At 70.3% G+C, this 19,674-nt stretch carries 10 protein-coding genes and 1 pseudogene; 4 read left to right on the top strand and 7 right to left on the bottom strand.

Going from position 1 to position 19,674, the window contains the following annotated elements; genetic code table 11:
* Window positions 1-42: 42 nt before the first annotated feature.
* Entirely contained in the window at window positions 43-3,570 is a 3,528-nt protein-coding gene (locus AB0L91_RS13305; protein WP_365009723.1) for a protein kinase, read from the bottom strand.
* A gap of 253 nt (window positions 3,571-3,823) precedes the next feature.
* Between AB0L91_RS13305 and AB0L91_RS13300 the strand changes: the two genes are divergently transcribed.
* A complete protein-coding gene (locus AB0L91_RS13300; protein ID WP_365009721.1) occupies window positions 3,824-4,699 on the top strand; it encodes an exodeoxyribonuclease III in 876 nt (291 codons plus the stop codon).
* A gap of 74 nt (window positions 4,700-4,773) precedes the next feature.
* Here AB0L91_RS13300 and AB0L91_RS13295 read toward each other — a convergent pair whose 3' ends face one another.
* The 3 genes and pseudogenes from AB0L91_RS13295 to AB0L91_RS13285 all read right to left on the bottom strand — a co-directional run.
* Window positions 4,774-6,924 (bottom strand): 3-hydroxyacyl-CoA dehydrogenase NAD-binding domain-containing protein, encoded by a 2,151-nt coding sequence (locus tag AB0L91_RS13295; protein WP_355281000.1) that lies wholly within the window; start codon window positions 6,922-6,924, stop codon window positions 4,774-4,776.
* Between the two features lie 39 nt (window positions 6,925-6,963).
* Window positions 6,964-8,178 (bottom strand): acetyl-CoA C-acetyltransferase, encoded by a 1,215-nt coding sequence (locus tag AB0L91_RS13290; protein WP_365009718.1) that lies wholly within the window; start codon window positions 8,176-8,178, stop codon window positions 6,964-6,966.
* Window positions 8,179-9,833: 1,655 nt separating this feature from the next.
* Window positions 9,834-11,516, bottom strand: a pseudogene (locus AB0L91_RS13285) (DNA polymerase III subunit gamma and tau); the annotation flags it as partial.
* Between the two features lie 440 nt (window positions 11,517-11,956).
* On the opposite strand from AB0L91_RS13285, the gene AB0L91_RS13280 reads away from it, so the two are divergent.
* Window positions 11,957-12,781 (top strand): hypothetical protein, encoded by an 825-nt coding sequence (locus tag AB0L91_RS13280; protein ID WP_355281003.1) that lies wholly within the window; start codon window positions 11,957-11,959, stop codon window positions 12,779-12,781.
* A 77-nt stretch (window positions 12,782-12,858) separates the two neighbouring features.
* Complete coding sequence (locus AB0L91_RS13275; RefSeq protein WP_365009715.1) at window positions 12,859-14,139, top strand: ammonium transporter; 1,281 nt, start codon at window positions 12,859-12,861, stop codon at window positions 14,137-14,139.
* A gap of 3 nt (window positions 14,140-14,142) precedes the next feature.
* Here the strand turns inward: AB0L91_RS13275 and AB0L91_RS13270 are convergent, their stop codons facing one another.
* The gene (locus AB0L91_RS13270) at window positions 14,143-15,165 is read right to left on the bottom strand and encodes a neutral zinc metallopeptidase (RefSeq protein ID WP_355281007.1); all 1,023 of its coding nucleotides are present in this window, start codon (window positions 15,163-15,165) and stop codon (window positions 14,143-14,145) included.
* A gap of 104 nt (window positions 15,166-15,269) precedes the next feature.
* Complete coding sequence (locus AB0L91_RS13265; RefSeq protein WP_365009713.1) at window positions 15,270-16,181, bottom strand: neutral zinc metallopeptidase; 912 nt, start codon at window positions 16,179-16,181, stop codon at window positions 15,270-15,272.
* A 277-nt stretch (window positions 16,182-16,458) separates the two neighbouring features.
* Here AB0L91_RS13265 and AB0L91_RS13260 point away from each other — a divergent pair, with 277 nt between their 5' ends.
* Complete coding sequence (locus AB0L91_RS13260) at window positions 16,459-18,084, top strand: DUF2207 domain-containing protein (RefSeq protein ID WP_365009711.1); 1,626 nt, start codon at window positions 16,459-16,461, stop codon at window positions 18,082-18,084.
* A gap of 61 nt (window positions 18,085-18,145) precedes the next feature.
* On the opposite strand, the gene AB0L91_RS13255 is transcribed toward AB0L91_RS13260, so the two are convergent.
* Complete coding sequence (locus AB0L91_RS13255; RefSeq protein WP_355281012.1) at window positions 18,146-19,426, bottom strand: ROK family protein; 1,281 nt, start codon at window positions 19,424-19,426, stop codon at window positions 18,146-18,148.
* Between the last annotated feature and the right edge of the window lie 248 nt (window positions 19,427-19,674).

The following is a 19,674-nucleotide window of genomic DNA, read 5'->3' as shown; positions in this document are numbered from 1 at the left end:
GATCCTGAGCTCGGGTGCGTGGCCGCGCACCCGAGCATCGGCTCAGACCAGGAGTTCGTCGAGGAAGTGGCCGGGCACCTCGGCCAGCAGTGGATGCGGTTGTCCCTCATGGGATTGCGTGCGCAGGACGTGCAGCAGTCCGACGACGCCGGGCCCCGCGTCGAGCAGCGGCCTGGTCCAGCCGAGGTCGGCGCAGGTGCGCAGCACCGGCAGGACCAGCCCGGTCGCCTCGCCCACCCAGCCCGCCGAGGCCAGGCACTCGGCGAGCAGCAGCGTGGCGTCCAGTTCCGCGCGGGGACGGGACTGATCGAGCAGCCGCGCGTAGAGCACCCGCGCGTGCCGGGCGGCGCGGTCGTCGGCCCGCAGGCGCTGTTCGGCCAGCAGCGTCCTGATCTCGGCGAATTCGCGCGCCTCCGCGATGAGTACCGCCGCACCGGACTTGGACCGCTTGCCGTTGCCCGACGGGTCGGCGGCGAACTGGTCGACGCCATCGCCGGTGGGCAGCCCGAGGCGTGAACGCTCCGCGCGCACGTGCGCGTCGAGCCGGGCCAGCCCGTTCGCCGCGGCCACCCGCGCGCCCTCGGCCAGCCGCGCCGACGCCGTGTACTGGTCACCGAGCGCGGCCTTCACCCGCGCGCCGATCACGAAGGTCGCGACCAGGAAGTCGACCGGTCCGACCCGGGTGACCAGTTCGTGGCTCTCGTCGAGCAGCCGGTCGGCCAGGTCCAGATCACCGCGCCGATAGGCGACCTCGCCCAGCAGCGCGGCGGCCACCCGCGCGGCGTCCGAGCGCGGCCCGGCCCGGTCCCGCGCCGTGTCGTAGGCCAGTTCGAAACACTCGGTGGCGGTGGCGATGTCGAGTTGCTCGTAGGCGGCGGCACCGCGGGCGCACAGGCCGAAGACCGGGCCGAGCGGGTCCTTGGACCGCACGTGATACTCGACCGCCCAGTCCTGCATCTCCGTCGCGCCGACGAAGTCGAACTCGCACAGCCGGACGAACGACACCAGGTTGGCCGCGGTCGAGACCGTCCACGCGGGCAGCTCGTCGGGCGACTCCAGGCACGCGGCCAGCTTGTCGGCCACCCCGTCGAGGTCGTCGTGCGCGACCCGGTCGGCGGCCTCGAGCACCGTCGCCGCGCAGCGCTGTTCGGCCAGTTCCGGTTCGCCGCCGCCACCGCGCGCCAGCAGGTTCGACAACCGGCCCAGCGCGGTGCGCGCGGTGCTGGTCTCCTGCAGGTTCATATTCGCCCGCGCGACCGCCATCAGCAGCTTGGAGCGGGAAGTCACCTGCTGCACCGGCAGTTTCGAGACGCTGCCGAGCAGGGTGGCCAGCCGGGACCGGTCGATCAGGTCCATGCCGCCGCTCTCCAGCAGGTCGGCGGCGAGTTTGAGATCGGTGGCGGCCAGCGCGTGGTCGACCGACTTGCGCAGCAGCTGATGCTCGGCGTACCAGCGAGCCGCCTTGCGGTGCAGCACCTTCGCGCGACCGGGGTGTTCGCGTTCGAGCCGGGCCCGCAGGTACTCGGCGAACAGCGGCTGCATCCGGTACCACTCCGGGTCGTGCTCGATCCGGTGCAGGAACAGCTCACGTTGTTCGGCCTGTTCCAGCATGGCCGCGCCGTCGGGGACGTCGGCGAGCACGGTGGCCAGCGAGCCGTTGACCCGCTCCACCACCGAGATGGCCATCAGGAACTCCAGCAGTTCCGGCGCGATGCTGTCGAGGACGTTCTCGGCCAGGTACTCGCGCATGCCGTGCCCGCCCTCGGCCAGCGAGCTGAGCAGCTGGACCGGGTCGGCCTTGCCGCGCAGGGTCAGGCTCACCAGCTGGATGGCGGCGGGCCAGCCCTCGGTGGCGGTGTGGATCTGCTCGACCTGCTCGTCGGTGAGCGCGAAACCGTTGCGCTCCACCAGGATCTGGCGGGTCTCGGCCTCGGTGAGGCGCAGCTCGGCCGGGCCCAGCTCGACCAGCTCGTCGCGCACCCGCAGCCTGCTGATCGGCAGCCCGGACTGGTCGCGGCTGGTCACCACGAAACGCACATGGTGGCAACCGTTGTCGAGCAACGCCGCCATCGCGCGGTGCACGCCGGGGTCGCGGACGCGGTGCCAGTCGTCGACGACGACCACCACGCTGCGATCGCTGGCGTGGATCTCGTCGATCAGGGTGGCGATCACGAAGGCGGACGCGTCGGCGGGACGTTCCTCGAGCACCTGCTCCAGGCCTGCGCCGACATCGGGGCGCACCCGGCGGATGGCCTCGATCAGGTGGGCCAGGAACCAGATCTCGCTGTCGTCGTCCTGGTCGACGCCGAGCCAGGCCACCGGGATGTCCCTGGCGACCAGGTCGGCCCGCCACTGCGCCGCCACCGTGCTCTTGCCGAACCCGGCGGGCGCGTGCACCAGCGCCAGCCGGCGATTGCCCCCCGCGCGCAGCACGTCGAGCAGCCGCTGGCGCGGGAACGGCTCGCGGGCCGGGGTCGGCGGCCGGAACTTGGTGGCCGCGGTGGGCGGGAAGGTGCCGGTGGATCCGCCGCCGCCGCTGCGCAGTGGCACCGAGGCGCCCGCGGGTTGCAGGGTGAGCGGCCAGCTGCGCCGGGCGGTGACGGCCTTGAGCGCCTCCGGGGTCCCCGCGTCGATCTCGGCGGGCTCGGTGTCGAGCAGGGCCATCTCGTCGGGCATCTGGCCGTGCGCGCGCTGCACCTCGCGCAGCATCTCGCCGAACTCGTAGGCCGAGGCGGGCCGGTCGGCCGGATCCGGGGACATCGCCGCCTCGATCACCGCGGCCACGTCGTCGGGGATGTCCTGGGCGCGCAGGTCGGGCACCGGCTGGGTGGTGATCCGCAGGAACTGGGCGACCACCTTCTCGCCCGCCTGCCGTTCGAAGGCGGCGTGCCCGGTCAGCAGGGCGAACAGGGTCGCGCCCAGCCCATAGATATCGGACTGAACGGTTGGTTCTTCGCCCTTGAGTACCTCGGGCGCGGTGAACGCGGGCGAGCCGGTGATCAGGCTGCTCGAGGTCTGGAAGCCACCGGGGATGCGGGCGATCCCGAAATCGGTGAGCTGCGGTTCGCCGTACCCGCTGATCAGCACGTTCGCCGGTTTCACGTCCCGGTGCAGAATCCCGGCCCGATGCGCGGATTCGATCGCCGCGGCCAGCTTCACCCCGGCGCGCAGGGTGTCGGCCCAGGTCAGCGGGCCGCGATCGTGGATGAGGCGTTCGAGCGAACCCCGCGAGCAGTACGGCATCACGATCAGCGGCAGCCCGGTCGCGGTCACGTCGACCTGCAGGATGTCGACGATGTTCGGGTGGCCGGAGAGCCTGCCCATCGCCTGTTCCTCGCGCAGGAACCGCTCGCGGCTCTCCTCGTCGATCTCCGAGGACAGCACCTTCACCGCGACCACCCGGTCCAGCGCGGGTTGCAGACACCGGTAGACCACGCCGAACCCGCCGCGCCCGATCTCCTTGGCCCCGGTCAGGCCCATGGCGTCGAGCTCGGCGATCACGGCCTCGTCGACCTCGCCGGGAGCCTGCTGGCGCTGCGTGTTCGCTATGCGCGTCTGCTGCGGATCCATGTGACCACCTCACACATCGAATCGGCGTCACCGGCGTATCGGTCGGCGTGCGACCTATCGGGCGCGCGCCCGAATATCCGCACATATCCAAGCTAGCGCGATATGGCATCCATCGGGTGGAGATTCGATGCTGTGGCGGCCACGGTTGGCCGACACCGGAGTTCGGCGCCGCGCCATCGTCGGCGAGCGTCGGCCGGTGACCAGGGCGGTCCCGGCACCTCGGGCGGTGAGCGGCTCCGGCACAGTGTTGCGCATGAGTTCGTCGGTCGTCGATCCGTTCACTGTCGCCACGTTCAACGTCAACGGGATTCGCGCGGCGCGGCGTCGCGGGTTCGACGCATGGCTGCGGGCTCGGTCGGCCGATGTCGTCGCGCTGCAGGAACTGCGTTGTCCCGCCTCGGAAGTGGGAACTTTTCCGGGCTACTCGGCCGCTGTCGACGTCGGTTCCGTGGCAGGCCGGAACGGGGTGGCGGTGCTCACGAGAGTTCCCGCCGCCGCGGTGCGGACGTGGGTGACCCATCCGCCCAAGGCCCGCGGACTCGGCGAGTTCGCCACGCAGGGTCGCTACCTCGAGGTCGACCTGGCCGACCGCGCGGTGACGGTGGCGTGTCTCTATCTCCCGAAGGGCGGGTTGCCCGCGCATCTGCAGCGTGCGGGGTCGATGCGTGAACAGCCCGACGGCGGTCGCAAATACGAGCGCAAGCACCGGTTTCTCGCGGCATTCGCCCGGGAACTGCGGCGGAACCGACTCGCGGCGCTCGCGGCGGGACGCGAGTTCCTCCTCGCCGGCGACCTGAACATCGCCCACACCCAGCACGACGTGACCAACTGGCGTGCCGCGCGCACGATGGACGGCTTCCTGCCCGCCGACCGCGAGTGGTTCGGCACGGTGCTGGGCACCCGCAGGCTCGTCGACGTGGTGCGGCAGGTGCACGGCGAGCGGCCGGGGCCGCTCACCTGGTGGAGCTGGGCGGGCCAGTCGTTCGTCAAGGATGTGGGCTGGCGGGTGGATCACCAGCTCGCCACACCGAACCTCGCCCGGCTGGCCACGGCCGTCGCCGCCGACAAGGAATCGTCACCCGGCGAGCGGCTCTCCGATCACGCGCCGCTCGTGGTGACCTACGGCTGACTCGGCCCGACACGGCGGAAGCCCGCCACCGCGAACGGTGACGGGCTTCCGGTCCGGCCGGAGCCGGGTGCCGCTTACTTGCGCAGCGAGGCCGGGACCTCGAAGCGCGGGCCGAACTTCTTGGCCAGCTCGTCCGCACGGGCCACGAAGGCCTCCTGGCCACCGGGGTAGCCGACGATGAACTGGTGCGAGCCGCCCGACCAGGCCGGGAAGCCGATGCCGAAGATCGAGCCGATGTTCGCGTCGGCGGTGCTGGTCAGCACGCCTTCGTCGAAGCACTTCTGGGTCTCGATGGCCTCGGCGAACATCATCCGGTCCTTGAGGTCCTGGAAGGTGACACCCTCCGGGAGCTCACGCTGCGAGTTGTAGATCGAGCGCAGCTCGTCCCACAGGCCGGTGGCCTTGCCGTCGACGTAGTCGTAGAAGCCCGCGCCGCCCAGCTTGCCGGAGCGCTTGTGCTCATTGACCATCGAGTCGATGACCTCGGCGGTCTTCGCGGACGCGGCGTTGAGCTCGCCACCGGCAGCAAGGATGGCCTCGGCGGTCTCCTTGTAGATCTTCTGCATGGTGGTGAAGTTCAGCTCGTCCGAGAGCTTCAGCGGCGCCGCCGGGTAACCGGCCTGCAGGCCCGCCTGCTCGATGGTGGACGGGTCGATGCCCTCGGCGACCATCGCGATGGCCTCGTTGATGAAGGTACCGATCACGCGCGAGGTGAAGAAGCCACGGCTGTCGTTGACGACGATCGGGGTCTTCTTGATGGCGAGGGTGTAGTCGTACACCCGGGCCAGCGCCTCGTCGGAGGTCTTCTCGCCCTTGATGATCTCCACCAGCGGCATCTTGTCCACGGGGGAGAAGAAGTGGATACCGATGAAGTCCTCGGAGCGCTTCACACCGTCGGCCAGCAGGGTGATCGGCAGGGTCGAGGTGTTCGAGCCGAGCAGCGCGTCGGCGTCGACGATGTCCTCGATCTCCTGGAAGACCTTGTTCTTGAGCTCGGGGTTCTCGAACACGGCCTCGATCACGAAGTCGACGCCCTTGAAGTCGGCGGCGTCCGCGGTCGGGGTGATGCGGGCCAGCAGCGCGTCGGACTTCTCCTGGGTGGTCTTGCCACGGGAGAGGGCCTTGGCCTCGAGGGCCTCCGAGTACGCCTTGCCCTTCTGGGCGGCTTCGAGCTTGACGTCCTTGAGGACGACCTCGTAGCCGGCCTTGGCGGAGACGTAGGCGATGCCCGCGCCCATCATGCCGGCGCCGACGACACCGATCTTCTTGATCTCACGCTTCGGCACGTCCTTCGGACGCGAGCCGCCACCGTTGATGTGGTTCAGGTCGAAGAAGAACGCCTGGATCATGTTCTTCGCGACCGGACCGGTCAGCAGGCTCGTGAAGTAACGGCCCTCGATGGTCAGCGCGTTGTCGATGTCGACCTGCGCGCCCTCGACCGCCGCGGCCATGATGGCGCGCGGGGCGGGCATGTTGGTGCCCTTGATCTGCTTGCGCAGGTTGGCCGGGAACGCGGGCAGGTTCGCCGCGAAGGCCGGGGTGGACGGGGTGCCGCCGGGGATCTTGAAGCCCTTCTTGTCCCACGGCTGGGCCGCCTCGGGGTTGGCCGCGATCCACGCCTTGGCGGCGGGCAGCAGCTCCTCGACCGAGGACACGACCTCGTCGATCAGGCCGATTTCCTTGGCCTTGGTGACGCGGTGACGCTGACCCTGCAGCAGCACCTGCATCAGCGCGCCCTGCAGGCCGAGCATGCGCACGGTGCGGGTCACGCCGCCGCCACCGGGCAGCAGGCCGAGGGAGACCTCGGGCAGGCCGATGGCCGAGCCCTTGACGTCGGCCGCGACGCGGTAGTGGGTCGCCAGCGCGATCTCCAGGCCACCGCCGAGGGCGGCGCCGTTGATGGCGGCGACGACCGGCTTGCCGAGCTGCTCGAGGCGACGCAGCGGGGCCTTCACGCGGGTGACCATGTCCATGACCGCGGCCGCGTCCTCCGGGCCGACCTGCATCATGTTCTTCAGGTCGCCGCCGGCGAAGAAGGTCTTCTTGCCGGAGGTGAGCACGACACCGGTGATGTCGTCCTTCTCGGCCTCCAGGCGGTCGACGGTCGCGGCCATCGAGTCCAGGTAGGCGTCGTTCATGGTGTTGGCGCCCTGGCTGGGGTCGTCGATCGTGAGGACGACCACGCCGTCGGCGTCCTTCTCCCAGCCGATGATGTTGTCAGTCATAAGTTTTCGTTCTCTCCTATGAGAAGTTTCGGCCGGGGATCAGACGCGCTCGATGATGGTGGCGACACCCATGCCGCCGCCGATGCACAGGGTGACCAGGCCGTAGCGCGCGTTGCGGCGCTCCAGCTCGTCGACCACGGTGCCGGTGATCATCGCGCCGGTGGCACCCAGCGGGTGGCCCATGGCGATCGCGCCGCCGTTGACGTTCAGCTTCTCGTCCGGGACGTCGAGGTCCTTCTGGAACTTCAGCACCACGGAGGCGAACGCCTCGTTGATCTCGACGAGGTCCATGTCCTCGATCGTCAGACCGGCCTTGGCCAGCGCCTTCTTGGCGGCCGGGGTCGGACCGGTCAGCATGATGGTCGAGTCCGCGCCGGAGGTCGCGGTCGCGACGATGCGGGCCTTCGGGGTCAGACCCGAGTTCTTGCCCGCCTCCTCGGAGCCGATCAGCACCAGGGCGGCGCCGTCGACGATGCCCGAGCTGTTGCCACCGTGGTGGACGTGGTTGATCTTCTCGATGTAGGTGTACTTCTGCAGCGCGACGGCGTCGAAGCCACCCATCTCGCCGATGCCGGCGAAGGAGGGGTTCAGCTTGCCCAGGTCGGCGGCGGTGGTGCCGGGACGCATGTGCTCGTCGTTGTCGAGCACGACGAGGCCGTTCTGGTCCTTGACCGGGACGATCGACTTGGCGAAGTAGCCGCCGGTGGTGGCCTTGGCGGCCAGCTCCTGCGAACGCACCGCGTACGCGTCGACGTCATCGCGGGAGAAGCCCTCGATGGTGGCGATCAGGTCGGCCGAGATGCCCTGCGGCACGAAGTAGCCGTCGTAGTTGGTGGCCGGGTCGAGCGCCCACGAGCCGCCGTCGGAGCCCATCGGCACGCGCGACATGGACTCGACGCCACCGGCGATGACGAGGTCGTCGAAGCCGGAGCGAACCTTCTGCGCAGCCAGGTTCACGGCCTCGAGGCCGGAAGCACAGAAGCGGTTGAGCTGGAAGCCACCGACGGTGTCGGGCAGACCCGCGATGGTGACGGCGACACGGGCGATGTCCATGCCCTGGTCACCGACGGGGGTGACGACGCCGAGGATGAGGTCCGAGATCTGGTCCTCGTCGAGGTTGGGGAAGCGGCCACGCAGCTCCTGGATCAGACCAACAGTCAGATCGATCGGCTTGACCGAGTGCAGCGAGCCGTTCTTCTTGCCGCGGCCGCGCGGAGTGCGGATGGCCTCGTAGATGTAGGCCTCTGTGGTCATATCGGAGTGTTTCCTTCCTTGGGGTGCGGTGGCCGCACGAACGCCACGACCAACTGTCTCGACGCCGTACAAATCCGGCAGCGCCGACGGAGCACAGAGCCATGCTCCATCCGGCGATTCCGGCCACCCGTTCATACTACCGTGGTGTGCGAACTCCGGTTAACTTAACGTGGTCCAGCCGGTGGCTGTCAACCATCCAGACTCTTCGCTCCGAGCTCGTCCCGCAGCAACGCCAGAGCGACCTCGTCCGGGTCTTGCCGATCACCGGGAGCCACCGGCTCCGCGGCGGCGGCCAGCATCTCCTGCTCCTCTTCCGGGGTCGGCGGTGCCAGCACCGCGTCGCCCGGCCGTGAACCGTGCCCGGAATCGCCACCGGACCGGCTCGAATCGGGCCCGTACCCCGCATCGGGGCCGGGGTCGTCGGGAAGGTCGGGGGAATCGGGCGGCGGAATGTCGTCGTCGGCGGCCCGCTTGGCCTGACCCGCCTGATTGCCGTTGGCCTGGCTGGGCCGGGAGAACTTGGGCCGCCCCGCCGGCTTGGCCTCGCCCTGACCCGCACCGCGCGCCGGAGCGCTCGCCGCCTTCGCCGCCGGACGCGGCGCGGGCGCACCCGTCTCCCAGCGCACATCCAGCTCGCGGCCGAGCACCGCGCGCACCGCCGACCGCACCGCGTCGATATTGCGCGGATCCGACAGCCGCTGCGCCAACGGCGGACTCTGATGCGCGAACACGATCACGTCACCCTCGGCCCGCGACACCGCAGCCCCCGACAACAGGGCCTGCAAGGTCGGCCCGAACTCCCGCACCTTCCCCTTGATCTCCGCCCAAGCCCCGTCTACCAGGGCAACGAGGTCCTCGGCCTGCGCCGCGGCCGGCTGCGGAGCCCCGGCCGATGGCGTCGGCGCGTCGGCAGGCTCCGGACGATGCGGGGTGCCGGGTTCGGTCCGGTGCGCGTCAGCGGCAGGTTCCGGACGATGCGCGTCAGCGGCAGGTTCCGGACGATGCGCAGCGGCGGGCTCCGGCCGATGCGCGTCAGCGGCAGGTTCCGGACGATGGGCAGCGGCGGGCTCCGGCCGATGCGCAGCGGCAGGTTCCTGCGTGGGCGCCGCAGCGGATTCTGGCTGGTACGCGGTCGCAGGCTCCGGACGATGCGGGCTGCCGGGTTCGGTCCGATGCGCAGCAGCGGACTCCGGCCGATGCGCGGCGCCGGGTTCGGATCGATGCGCGTCAGTGGACGCTGACCGATGCTCGGCAGGCGCCGGACGGTGGGCCGCAGCGGGTACCGAACCGGCATCCGCTGCTCGCGCAGCCGCGGGCCGAGCAGCGACGGGATCCGACCCGGCGTGATCACCCACCTGCGTGGGCGAACCACCTTGCGGTGCTGATGTTTCCGGTCCACGCGCGAACGTCGCACCGGACTGCGCGGCCGAACCCGGCACGGCGGGCACACCCTGGCCGTTCGGCACCGGGTCGGGATCCTGCCCGGTCACAGCCGCACGCTGCCCGTGCGTATCGACCGGACGATCAGCGAGCGGCGGCGTGGCCGAAGCGGCATCCCGCTCGGCCACCGAAGATGCCTGCGAGGCAGGCGTTTCCGACCCAGGCCCGCCGTGCGCTCGGGCATCGGCGGGCCCTCCGGTCGACACGTTCGACTGGGCGGCCGGCTGCGGAGCCGAATCCCGCACCGGCGCTGCGGCCTGCACAGGAGGCTCGACAGCGGCCGCTCCACCTGCCATCGGCCCACCCACTGCGGCCGCTCCACCCGCCGCGATCGGTTCGCCTGTCGCGGCCGGTCCGCCGACCGCAGTCGCTCCACCGGCGACAGTCGCTCCACCGGCGGCAGTCGCTCCACCAGCGGCAGTCGGTCCACCGGCGGCAGCGTGTCCGCCCACTGCGGTCGGCCCATCGGCGGCAGCCGGTCCGCCCACTGCGGCCGATCCACCGGCGGCGGCCGATCCACCCACTGCAGTCGGCCCGCCCGTAGCCGGGCGCTCACGGTTCGGGGCGGGCGGCACCGAACCGCCTGCGGCCGCTTCTTTTTCGGCGCGGGCGGCGGCCAGGAGTTCGGCGCCGCGACGGCGGTTCTCGCCACCCGCGGGGCGGGAGGGCGGGGTGGCGGCGGGCGCGGCGGCGGGTTCACCGGCGGCGGGGCCGGGGCGGGCGGGGGCGGGAGCGATTGCGCCACCGGCGAATCCGCGCTCCAGGCGTTCGAGGCGCTGGAGGGTGGCGGATTCGGCGTCGGAGACCGACGGGAGGAGCATGCGGGCGCAGATGACCTCGAGCAGGAGGCGGGGGGCGGTCGCGCCGCGCATTTCGCCGAGGCCCTCGTGCAGGAGTTCGGCGTAGCGGGTGAGGGTGGCGGGGCCGAGGCGTTCGGCCTGGTCACGCATGCGTTCCAGGACGTCGCCGGGGCCGGAGACCAGGCCGCGCTCGGCGGCGTCGGGGACCGCGCGCAGCAGGATCAGGTCGCGCAGGCGCTCGAGCAGGTCGACGGCGAAGCGGCGCGGGTCGTGGCCCGCCTCCATCACGCTGTCGATGGTGCCGAACAGCGCTGCGCCGTCGTCGGCACCCAGCGCGTCGATCGCGTCGTCGATCAGCGCGACATCGGTGACGCCGAGCAGCGAGACCGCGCGCGGATAGGTGACACCCTCGGGCCCGGCACCGGCCAGCAGCTGGTCGAGCACGCTCAGGCTGTCGCGCGGGGAACCCCCGCCCGCCCGGATGACCAGCGGATACACCGCCTCCTCGACCGGCACGTGCTCCTGCTCGCAGATCTTGCCGAGCAGGCCGCGCATGGTCGCGGGCGGCAGCAGCCGGAACGGGTAGTGGTGGGTGCGCGAACGGATCGTCGGCAGCACCTTGTCCGGTTCGGTGGTGGCGAAGATGAAGATCAGGTGGGCGGGCGGCTCCTCGACGATCTTGAGCAGCGCGTTGAAGCCGGCCGTGGTGACCATGTGCGCCTCGTCGACGATGAACACGCGATAGCGCGACTCGGCGGGCGCGTAGAACGCACGATCACGCAGCTCACGGGTGTCGTCGACACCACCGTGACTGGCCGCGTCGAGCTCGATGACATCGAGATTGCCCGCGCCGCCCGGCCCGAGCGCCACGCAGGACGCGCAGACCCCACACGGCGTGGAGGTCGGCCCCTCCACGCAGTTCAGCGAGCGGGCGAGGATGCGCGCCGAGGAGGTCTTGCCGCAGCCACGCGGACCGGAGAACAGATACGCGTGACTGATCCGTCCGGTATCCAGCGCCGTACTCAGCGGGTCGGTGACATGCTCCTGACCCACTACCTCAGCGAACGTCGCCGGTCGATACTTCCGGTACAGAGCCACGGCCCACAGGCTACCGCCGCACTGTGACATGTGGATGAGCGGCCGACGCGTCACCGTCTCGCCCGCATCCCGTCGCACAAACGTGATGCAGATCACAGTTCGAGTGCAGGTTCGGAGCGGGTGGGCAAACCCGGTCGACGAGGCGCTACGGCCGAGTTGTCGACTATTTCACGCGCGGCGAATGCCCGGAGGAACGGCGGTTGATCCTGGTTGCGGCGGAAATGCGTACCCGTTCCCCGATTGACAGCCTCTTTCCAGATGTAACGAAACAATCAATCGTCGTGACAGCAGCGCAAGCGCCTGGCTACCGTGGATCTCGGCAACTTCGGTGGCCAAACCTTCATCAGGTTGGTGACCCCGGCCGGTCCCTCATCCCGACCGGGGCACAACCTTCGCGCACCGTATCGCTCCCCCACCGCCGACCGGAGGAACGTTTCACCGTGCTGTCGTGTGATGACATCGCAGCCGCCTGGCTCGCCCACACCGACTTCGCCGGCGACCACGCCGCGGTCGGCCTGCTGAGCCGGGCGATCAGCCCCCAGGACTTCGACATCAAGCGCGATTCGCTGCCCGTCGCCGCCGCGGCGGACCCGGCGACCGCCGCCGCCATCCTGCAACTGCTCGAACGCGGGCAGGTGCCGACGATGGCGGCCATCCGCACCCTCACCGCGCAGAACGAGATGCGCCGCGAGGCCGAGCGGATCGAGCGTCTCGGCAGGCGCGCCCAGCGCAGCATCGACGAGTTCGGCCGCATCCTGGCCCGGCTCGCCGCCGCCCACTGGACCGACCACGGCATCGGGCCGACCCGCCGCGACATCCTCGCCGACGCCGAGGTCTCCGAGCTGATCGCCGAGCGGGTCGGCGAGATCGCGCCGTCGGCGGTCAAGCATCTGTGGCTGATCGAGCGGGCGCAGCGCGCTGGCTGGATCGCCTCGAACGCGAACCCCGGTTCGCTGTGCCCGGCCCGCCGCTGGCACACCACCAAGTACGGCAACCGGGTCTCGCAGAAACCGGTCAACATGATCGGCAAGCTGGTCGCCGGGTTCGTCGTCGAGCACACCGCCGAGCGGGGCAGGCCGCCGAGCTGGGCCGCGCTGGCCAGGGACGCACGCGACGATCGCGGCAGGCGGGTTTTCTTCGATGTGGCCGACGCGCATGCCCAGCGACGCTGGCTGATCACCGCCGAATGGCTCGCCGACGGCGATGACCTGCCCGTTCCCGGCAAGCGCGGCACCAGGGCACTGGCGAAGGAAAACCGGGGCTAGAACCCGGGCGACACCAGCGCGGCCGGTGAGCATTCGGTAATTTCCTTGCAACGCAATCACGCGTGAAAGGAGTTACCGTGCCCGCAACGATCGATCCTGCGGCCACCGCCTGGCTTCTCGCGGCTACCGCCATGGTGCTGTTGATGACGCCGGCGCTGGCCGTTTTCTACGGCGGGATGGTGCGCTCCACGGGCGTGCTGAACATGCTGATGATGAGCTTCATCGCGATCCCGCTGGTCACGGTGGTCTGGCTGGTTGCCGGGTACAGCCTGGCCTTCGGTGACGACGCGGGCGGCGGCCTGATCGGCAATCTCGAGCACGTCGGCCTGGCCGGGATCAATCCCGACTCGGTGCGCGGCACGATTCCGGAGCTGCTGTTCGTCACCTTCCAGCTGACCTTCGCGATCCTCACCGCCGCGCTGGTCTCCGGCGCGATCGCCGACCGCGCCAAGTTCTCCGGCTGGATGGTCTTCGTCCCGCTGTGGACGCTGGCCGTGTACGCCCCGATCGCGCACTGGGTGTGGGGACCTGACGGCTGGCTGCTCGGTTTCGGCACGCTCGACTACGCGGGCGGCCTGGTCGTCGAGATCGCCTCGGGCGCCTCGGCGCTGGCGCTGGCCCTGGTACTCGGCCCGCGTATCGGCTTCAACATCGACGCCATGCGTCCGCACAATCTGCCGTTCGTGCTGCTCGGCGCGGGTCTGCTGTGGTTCGGCTGGTTCGGCTTCAACGCCGGTTCCGCGCTCGGCGCCACCGGCACCGCGGCGGCGGTCTTCCTGAACACCCTGGTCGCGGGCAGTCTCGGCATGCTCGGCTGGCTGATCGTCGAGCAGGTCCGCGACGGCAGGCCGACCACCTTCGGCGCGGCCTCCGGCGCGGTGGCAGGCCTGGTCGCGATCACGCCGTCCTGCGGCGTGATCAACACCGTCGGTTCGGTGATCGTCGGCCTGGCGGCCGGTGTCGTGTGTTCGTTCGCCGTCGGCTGGAAGCACAAGGCGGGCTACGACGATTCGCTCGACGTGGTCGGCGTGCACTTCGTCGGCGGCATCGTCGGCACGATCCTGATCGGCCTGCTCGCCACCGAGGTGATGACCGGCGGGGTGAACGGCTTGTTCTACGGCGGCGGCTTCGCCCAGCTCGGCAAGCAGCTGGTCGGTGTGCTCGTGGTCGCGGCGTACGCGTTCGGGGTGTCGTTCGTGATCGGCAAGCTGATCGACAAGGTCATCGGGTTCCGCGTCAGCAAGGAAGACGAGACCGCGGGCATCGACTTCGCCCTGCACGCCGAGACCGCGTACGCCGAAGGCGTGCACGGGAGTTCGCCGCGTCGCTTCGGCGAGGGGCACTACGGGGGTCACTGACCCCTAGCTGACCTCGTCGGCCGGGGACAACCAGGTGTTGCATTCGAAGTTGCGGTTCTTCGAGTAACCCTGGTTGTACCAATTGCCGTTGTGCTCAGGCGTTCCGTGATCGCGGTGGCGGCCGTTGCCGTCACCGCGGTTGTAGTTGTGCTTGACCGCGGCGTAGCCCTCCTGCGAGGTCCACGAACCGCCCGCCTCCGCCGAGCCGATGTACATGCCGCCGAAGCAGCTGGCCTGCAATTCCATTCGGCGTGAGGTCTCCAGCCCGCCCGCCGAGGTGGCGCCCTGCTCGCGGCGCTGATTCGACGAGGCCTGCAGCAGTCCGGTCAGGCCCTGCACGTGGTGGCCGTATTCGTGCGCGTACACCGACAGCGCCTCCATCGGCGGGTACGGCGTGTTGTGCAGGACCAGCCCGGCTGTCGACATGTAGATGGTGCTCGACGCGCTGCAGTAGAACGCGTCACTGGTGGCGCCGCCGCACGGCGAGGACAGCTCGGACGGATTCACCGCGACTTCCAGGCCCGGACTGCGGAACGGCAGGTTCGCGGCGGCCAGGTTGGTCCGCCACATCTGATCCAAGCAGCCCTGCGCGGCCGCGAAGAAGGCCTTGGCCGTGGCCGCGTCGGTGGACCAGCGCGGCAGGTCGCAATCCATGTTCGGCAGGAACGCGCTGCTGTCGCGGAACAGCGGATGCTGGCCGAGCGCGATCACCGGTTGCGGCCCGGCGGGTTTCGTCGTCGTCGGCGCGGTGGTGCGGGCCGAGGTGCGCACGGTGGTCTGGGTCGTCGTGGTCGGTGCCGGAGTGGCCGAGCTGCTGTAGGTGAAACTCGGCGTCGTCGTCTTGGCGACGTTCTTCTTCGACGAGTCCTCCGACAGCGAGACCGCCGCGACCAGCAGCGCGCCGACGATCCCGCACACCGTCAGTACGGTGAGCAGCGAACCGAACCAGCCGCCACCACCTCGGCGCGGCGGCGGATACCCCTGCGGCGCATAGCCGTACGGCGGCGGCAGCGGGCGCGGGTACATCGGCTGCTGGTAGGACGCGGGGTACCCGTAGGGCGGCTGCCCCTGCTGCGGATATCCGTAGGGCGCCCCGGGTCCATAGGGTCCGGGCGGTTGGGACAGGACAATCAGCTCACTTCGCTCGCGGCGGCGGTAAAGGTGTTGCACTGGGAGGTGAGGTTGCGCTGCAACCCGGCCTCGAACCACTGCCCACCGTGCTCGGAGGTGCCGTGATCGCGCATGTCGCCCGGGCCGTCACCGCGGCCGTAGGAGTCCTTGGTGGCCACGGTGACCTGCGAGCCCGACAGCGAACCGCCGCCCTTCGACGACGCGATGAACATGCCGTCGAAGCAGTTGGCCTGCAACTCGACCCGGCGTGAGAGCTCGAGCCCCTTGGGCGAGCGGGCGCCCGCGTCGACGCGTTCGGAGTTGGCCTTGCGCAGGATGCCCGACTGGGCCTGCACGTGGTGGCCGTACTCGTGCGCGAACACCGACAGGTAGACGACCCAGTTGTCGCGGAACTGATCGGTCTGCAGCTGGCTGATCGGCATGTAGATGGTCTTGTTCGCCGCGCAGTAGAAGGCGGCGAAGTTGCTCGTCGACCCGGTGCACGGCGTGGTGATGCCCGCGGTGGTCGCGGTGACGCTCAGCGTCGGCGACTCGAACGGCAGGTTGTTGGCCGCCAGCAACGGCTTCCAGGCCGCCTCCAGGCAGGTCGCCGCCGATTCGAAGAAGGCGCGCGCCTTCTCGACCTGGGTGCCCCACGGCGCGTAATCGCAGGACGCGGGCACCAGGGTGCCGTCGGCGTCGGTGAGCAGCGGATTGTCGCCGGTGGCCGCGGGTGCGGTGCCGGGCTGCGGGGTGTAGGTGGTGCTCGGCTTCGGGCCGATCGCGCCGATGCCGGCGTCGAGGCCGGTGCTGACGGCGAACTTCACCAGGCCGCCGACCACGAGGAAGACGACGACGAGGAACAGCGAGGTCAGGCCGCCGCGGCGTTTGCGCGGCGGCGGGGTCGGCCTGCCGGGCGGGCCGTAGGGCATCGGCGGCGGCCGGTAGCCGGACGGCGGACCGTAGCCCTGTCGCGGACCGTAGCCCTGTGGATAACCTTGCGGCTGTTGATAACCGGGCGGCCCGTAACCGGGTTGCGGTCGATATCCCGGGGGCTGCCCATAGCCAGGGGGCGGCGGAACCGGTCGTCCACCTGGACCGACCGGGCCATAACCGTACGGTGGTTGGGTCACGCCCCCGTACCCCCTCGTCTCGTGAGTCGCCGACAGCCGCTGACGCAGAATAGCAAGCTGTCTAGAGTAAGCAGCCATGCTGACTTTTCGGGGGGGCGCCGCAGGCGCGCTGCTGCTCGCTTCGGCGGGATTGCTCGCGGCCGCGCCGGTAGCCCACACGGAGCCCGCGCCGGCCGGCGTCACGATCACCGCCGATCTCACCCTGACCGACGACGGTGTGCTCCAGGTCACCGAGACCGTCGGGGTGCCCGCCGACGGCAACTTCACGATGTCACTGCCGTTGCGCCTGAAGGTCGGCGACGATGTCGAGCGCGTCTTCAAGGTCACCGATGTCACCGCGAGCGGCGCAGGCACCGCCACCACGGTCAACGACCAGTTCGTCGTCGAGGCGAAGCCGGGTGAATCCAAGTTCACCTATTCGGTGCACAACACCGTCTCCGACGCGCCGGGCACCCAGGTGTTCCACTGGCTCGGCGTGATGAACGCCGATATCGCCGCGCTCGACGTCTCGGTGATCAGCCCCAGCTATCAAATGGGCATCGTCGACTGCAAGCTCGGCCCGGCGGGCAGCCCCAAGCCGTGCGCCGATGTGCACACCGAACCCGACGGCGTGCTGTACCTGAGCCAGCGCGACCTGCGTAAGGGCGATGCGATCGACCTCACCCTGCAGCTGCCGCCCGGCACCGTGCCCGCCAACGCCGATGTGCGCGGCGGCGACTCGGACAACTTCTTCGCCTTCACCACCCCGGTCCTCGCCGCGTTCGGCGCGCTGCTGCTGGCGCTGGCGGCGATGATCGCCTACGTGCTGACCGCAAGGAAGCGCGCCGCGGCGGCGCCGGCGGGCAGCGACACCTTCCAGCCGATCGTCCAGCAGGGCGGCCGGGTGGACTTCACCTCCCCCGACGGCGTGCTCCCCGGCGAGGCCGGTCTGCTGCTCGACGAGCACGTCGACCCGGTCGACATCGCCGCCACCGTCGTCGATCTCGCGGTCCGGCGCTACATCTGGATCACCCCGGTGAACGCGCGCGGCGAGGACGACTGGCGGATCAGCCGGGTCAACGCGCCCGACGATCAGCTGCGCGACTACGAGCGCACCGTCTACGACATGCTGCTGCCCGAGGGCACCGACACCGTCGCCGTGCGCGAGCTGCGCGCGCCGGGCCGGATGCAGCTCGACCCGATCCGCGCCGCGATGCGCGCCGACGCGGTCGCCACCGGCGCCTTCGCCGACCCGAAGCAGCGCGCGCTCCCCCGCTGGATCGGCGGCGCGCTGATCGTCCTCGGCGTGATCGCCACCGTGGTGCTCGCGCTGACCTCCGGGCACGCGCTGGTCGGCGTCGCGATCGCGCTGGCCGGTGTGGCCGCGATCCTGCTGCCGAACTACCTGCCGACCAGGACCACCCTCGGCGACACCGTCGCGGGCCGGGTGCGCGCCATGCAGCGCGGCCTGGATACCGTGGCCCGCGAGCAGATCCCGCCGATCGATCAGGAGACGGTGTTCTCCCGCGCCCTGCCGTACACGGTGATCAGCGGCCGGGCCGACAACTGGATCCGCGCCTTCCGCGACATGGACCCGTCGGCCGATTCCCAGCCCGGCCTGTACTGGTTCGCTGGCTACGACCGCGACCGCAACCTGCACCGTTTCGCCGCGCAGTTCCCGTTCTTCATCACCGCCTTGGAAGGCGCCTTCAACCCCCGCTAGCGAATGCCGAACGGCCGCTTCGACTGTGCCGAAGCGGCCGTTCGTCTGCCTGTGACTCCGCTCAGATCCGGCGGATGGCGGCCAGCGGGTCGGCGTAGAGCGCGCTGAGCGAGGTGACGACGGCGGCGAATTCCTGCACCTTGCCGCCGAATCCGCTGATCCGGATGTCGGTGGGCGGGAGCTGGGTGCTCTGGGTGAAGGCCCTGGCGACGTGCGGCAGCGCGGGGCGATACCCGGTGAACGCCTGGCCGCCGAGGACGACGCGGTCGGGGTTGAGCATGTCGCGGACCAGCGCGACGGTCTGCCCGAGCATCGTGGCCCGCTCGGCGAGCAGTTCCCGCGCGCCGTCGGACCCGGACTCGGCGGCCCGGTACAGGTCGGCGATGGTGGTGCCCGCGGTGCCGTTGTGCGCCGGGATGATGCCGCGGCCGACGGCCCTGGCCTGCAGCGCGCGATCGCCGACGGTCACTTCCAAGCAGCCGCGACGGCCGCAGGTGCACTGCACGTCCGAGCCGGTGGGCAGGTGCGCGATGGAACCGGGGCCGTTGTTCGGGGTGTGCACGCGACCGTCGAGGGTGACGGCGATGCCCGCGGTCTCGCGGACGTAGAAGTAGAGGCTGCTGCCGTTCTGGGTGGCGGGCAGTTCGGTGTCGGGCTCGGGCCTGCGCGCGTCGAAGGTCGGCAGCAGCAGCTCCGAGGCGGCCATCGCCTCCACGTGCGGCGCGACCGAGACCGGCAGCTCCAGCACGTCACCGAGCACCTGACCGATCGGGGCGCCCTTCCATTCCAGCTTGGGATGGTCGACCACCCCGGTGTGCGAATCGACGCGACCGCCGATGGCGACGCCCGCCCACAGCGGGGTGCGCCGGTGCCAGCGCTGCAGGAACGCCTTGGCGCTGCGGGCGACGGTGGTGACCGCGAACTCCTGGCCGGTCTGCGGGGTCGCGATGGCGAGGCCACCCAGAATCCGGCCGCGCAGATCGGCCGCGACGATCTTGGTCGCCGCGGCACCGATGTGGATGCCGAGCGTGAGGTAGGCGTCGTGGTCGATCTCGAACGGCACGCGGGGCCTGCCGACCGCGCCGGCAGCGGTCAGATCGGGCCTCTCGCGCAGCAGACCGGCCGAAAGCAGCGAGGCCACTTGGCGATTCACGGTGGCGATGCTCAGACCCGTTGCCCGCGCGGCATTGTCGCGCGAGACCGGGCCGGAGGCGGCGGTCCGCAGCACGGCGGCGGCGGGGTTGTCGCTACGGCGCAGTTCCGGGGCGACGACGGGGCGGGAAACCCGAGGACGACCGGCGCCCGCCCGAGCGGCGGGGCGATCGATGATGGGAGTAGACATATGAAGTTCCTTGCTGAAATCCCGTTGTCCCAACGGAATTGCCGACACGTATGGCGTGGCAGCTCGCGAGCCGCAGAAGGCTCAGCTGCAGCATCAGGAACGACAAAGTTCACGCGTCAACGGCAACCGCAAGCCGAGAGCGGCGGTCACATAGGTGACCCGCTTGGCGAGAAGATGGTTGCCGGACATAACAATCAAGTTAACACCTAACCCGGACCCATCCAAGCCGAACCGGCGGATTGTGTCGC

Source organism: Nocardia sp. NPDC051833 (assembly GCF_040681225.1).
Classification (GTDB): Bacteria; Actinomycetota; Actinomycetes; order Mycobacteriales; family Mycobacteriaceae; genus Nocardia.
Note: the sequence above shows the minus strand (reverse complement) of the source record. Positions and strands in the feature narration are given on the sequence as shown.

What these genes read in the sequence shown, in the direction of transcription:
- AB0L91_RS13300 (WP_365009721.1), top strand. Translation starts at nt 3,824, where the DNA reads ATGAGTTCGTCGGTCGTCGATCCGTTCACTGTCGCCACGTTCAACGTC.
- AB0L91_RS13260 (WP_365009711.1), top strand. Translation starts at nt 16,459, where the DNA reads ATGCTGACTTTTCGGGGGGGCGCCGCAGGCGCGCTGCTGCTCGCTTCG.
- AB0L91_RS13265 (WP_365009713.1), bottom strand. Translation starts at nt 16,181, where the DNA reads ATGCCCTACGGCCCGCCCGGCAGGCCGACCCCGCCGCCGCGCAAACGC.
- AB0L91_RS13295 (WP_355281000.1), bottom strand. Translation starts at nt 6,924, where the DNA reads ATGACTGACAACATCATCGGCTGGGAGAAGGACGCCGACGGCGTGGTC.
- AB0L91_RS13270 (WP_355281007.1), bottom strand. Translation starts at nt 15,165, where the DNA reads ATGTACCCGCGCCCGCTGCCGCCGCCGTACGGCTATGCGCCGCAGGGG.
- AB0L91_RS13305 (WP_365009723.1), bottom strand. Translation starts at nt 3,570, where the DNA reads ATGGATCCGCAGCAGACGCGCATAGCGAACACGCAGCGCCAGCAGGCT.
- AB0L91_RS13255 (WP_355281012.1), bottom strand. Translation starts at nt 19,426, where the DNA reads ATGTCTACTCCCATCATCGATCGCCCCGCCGCTCGGGCGGGCGCCGGT.
- AB0L91_RS13290 (WP_365009718.1), bottom strand. Translation starts at nt 8,178, where the DNA reads ATGACCACAGAGGCCTACATCTACGAGGCCATCCGCACTCCGCGCGGC.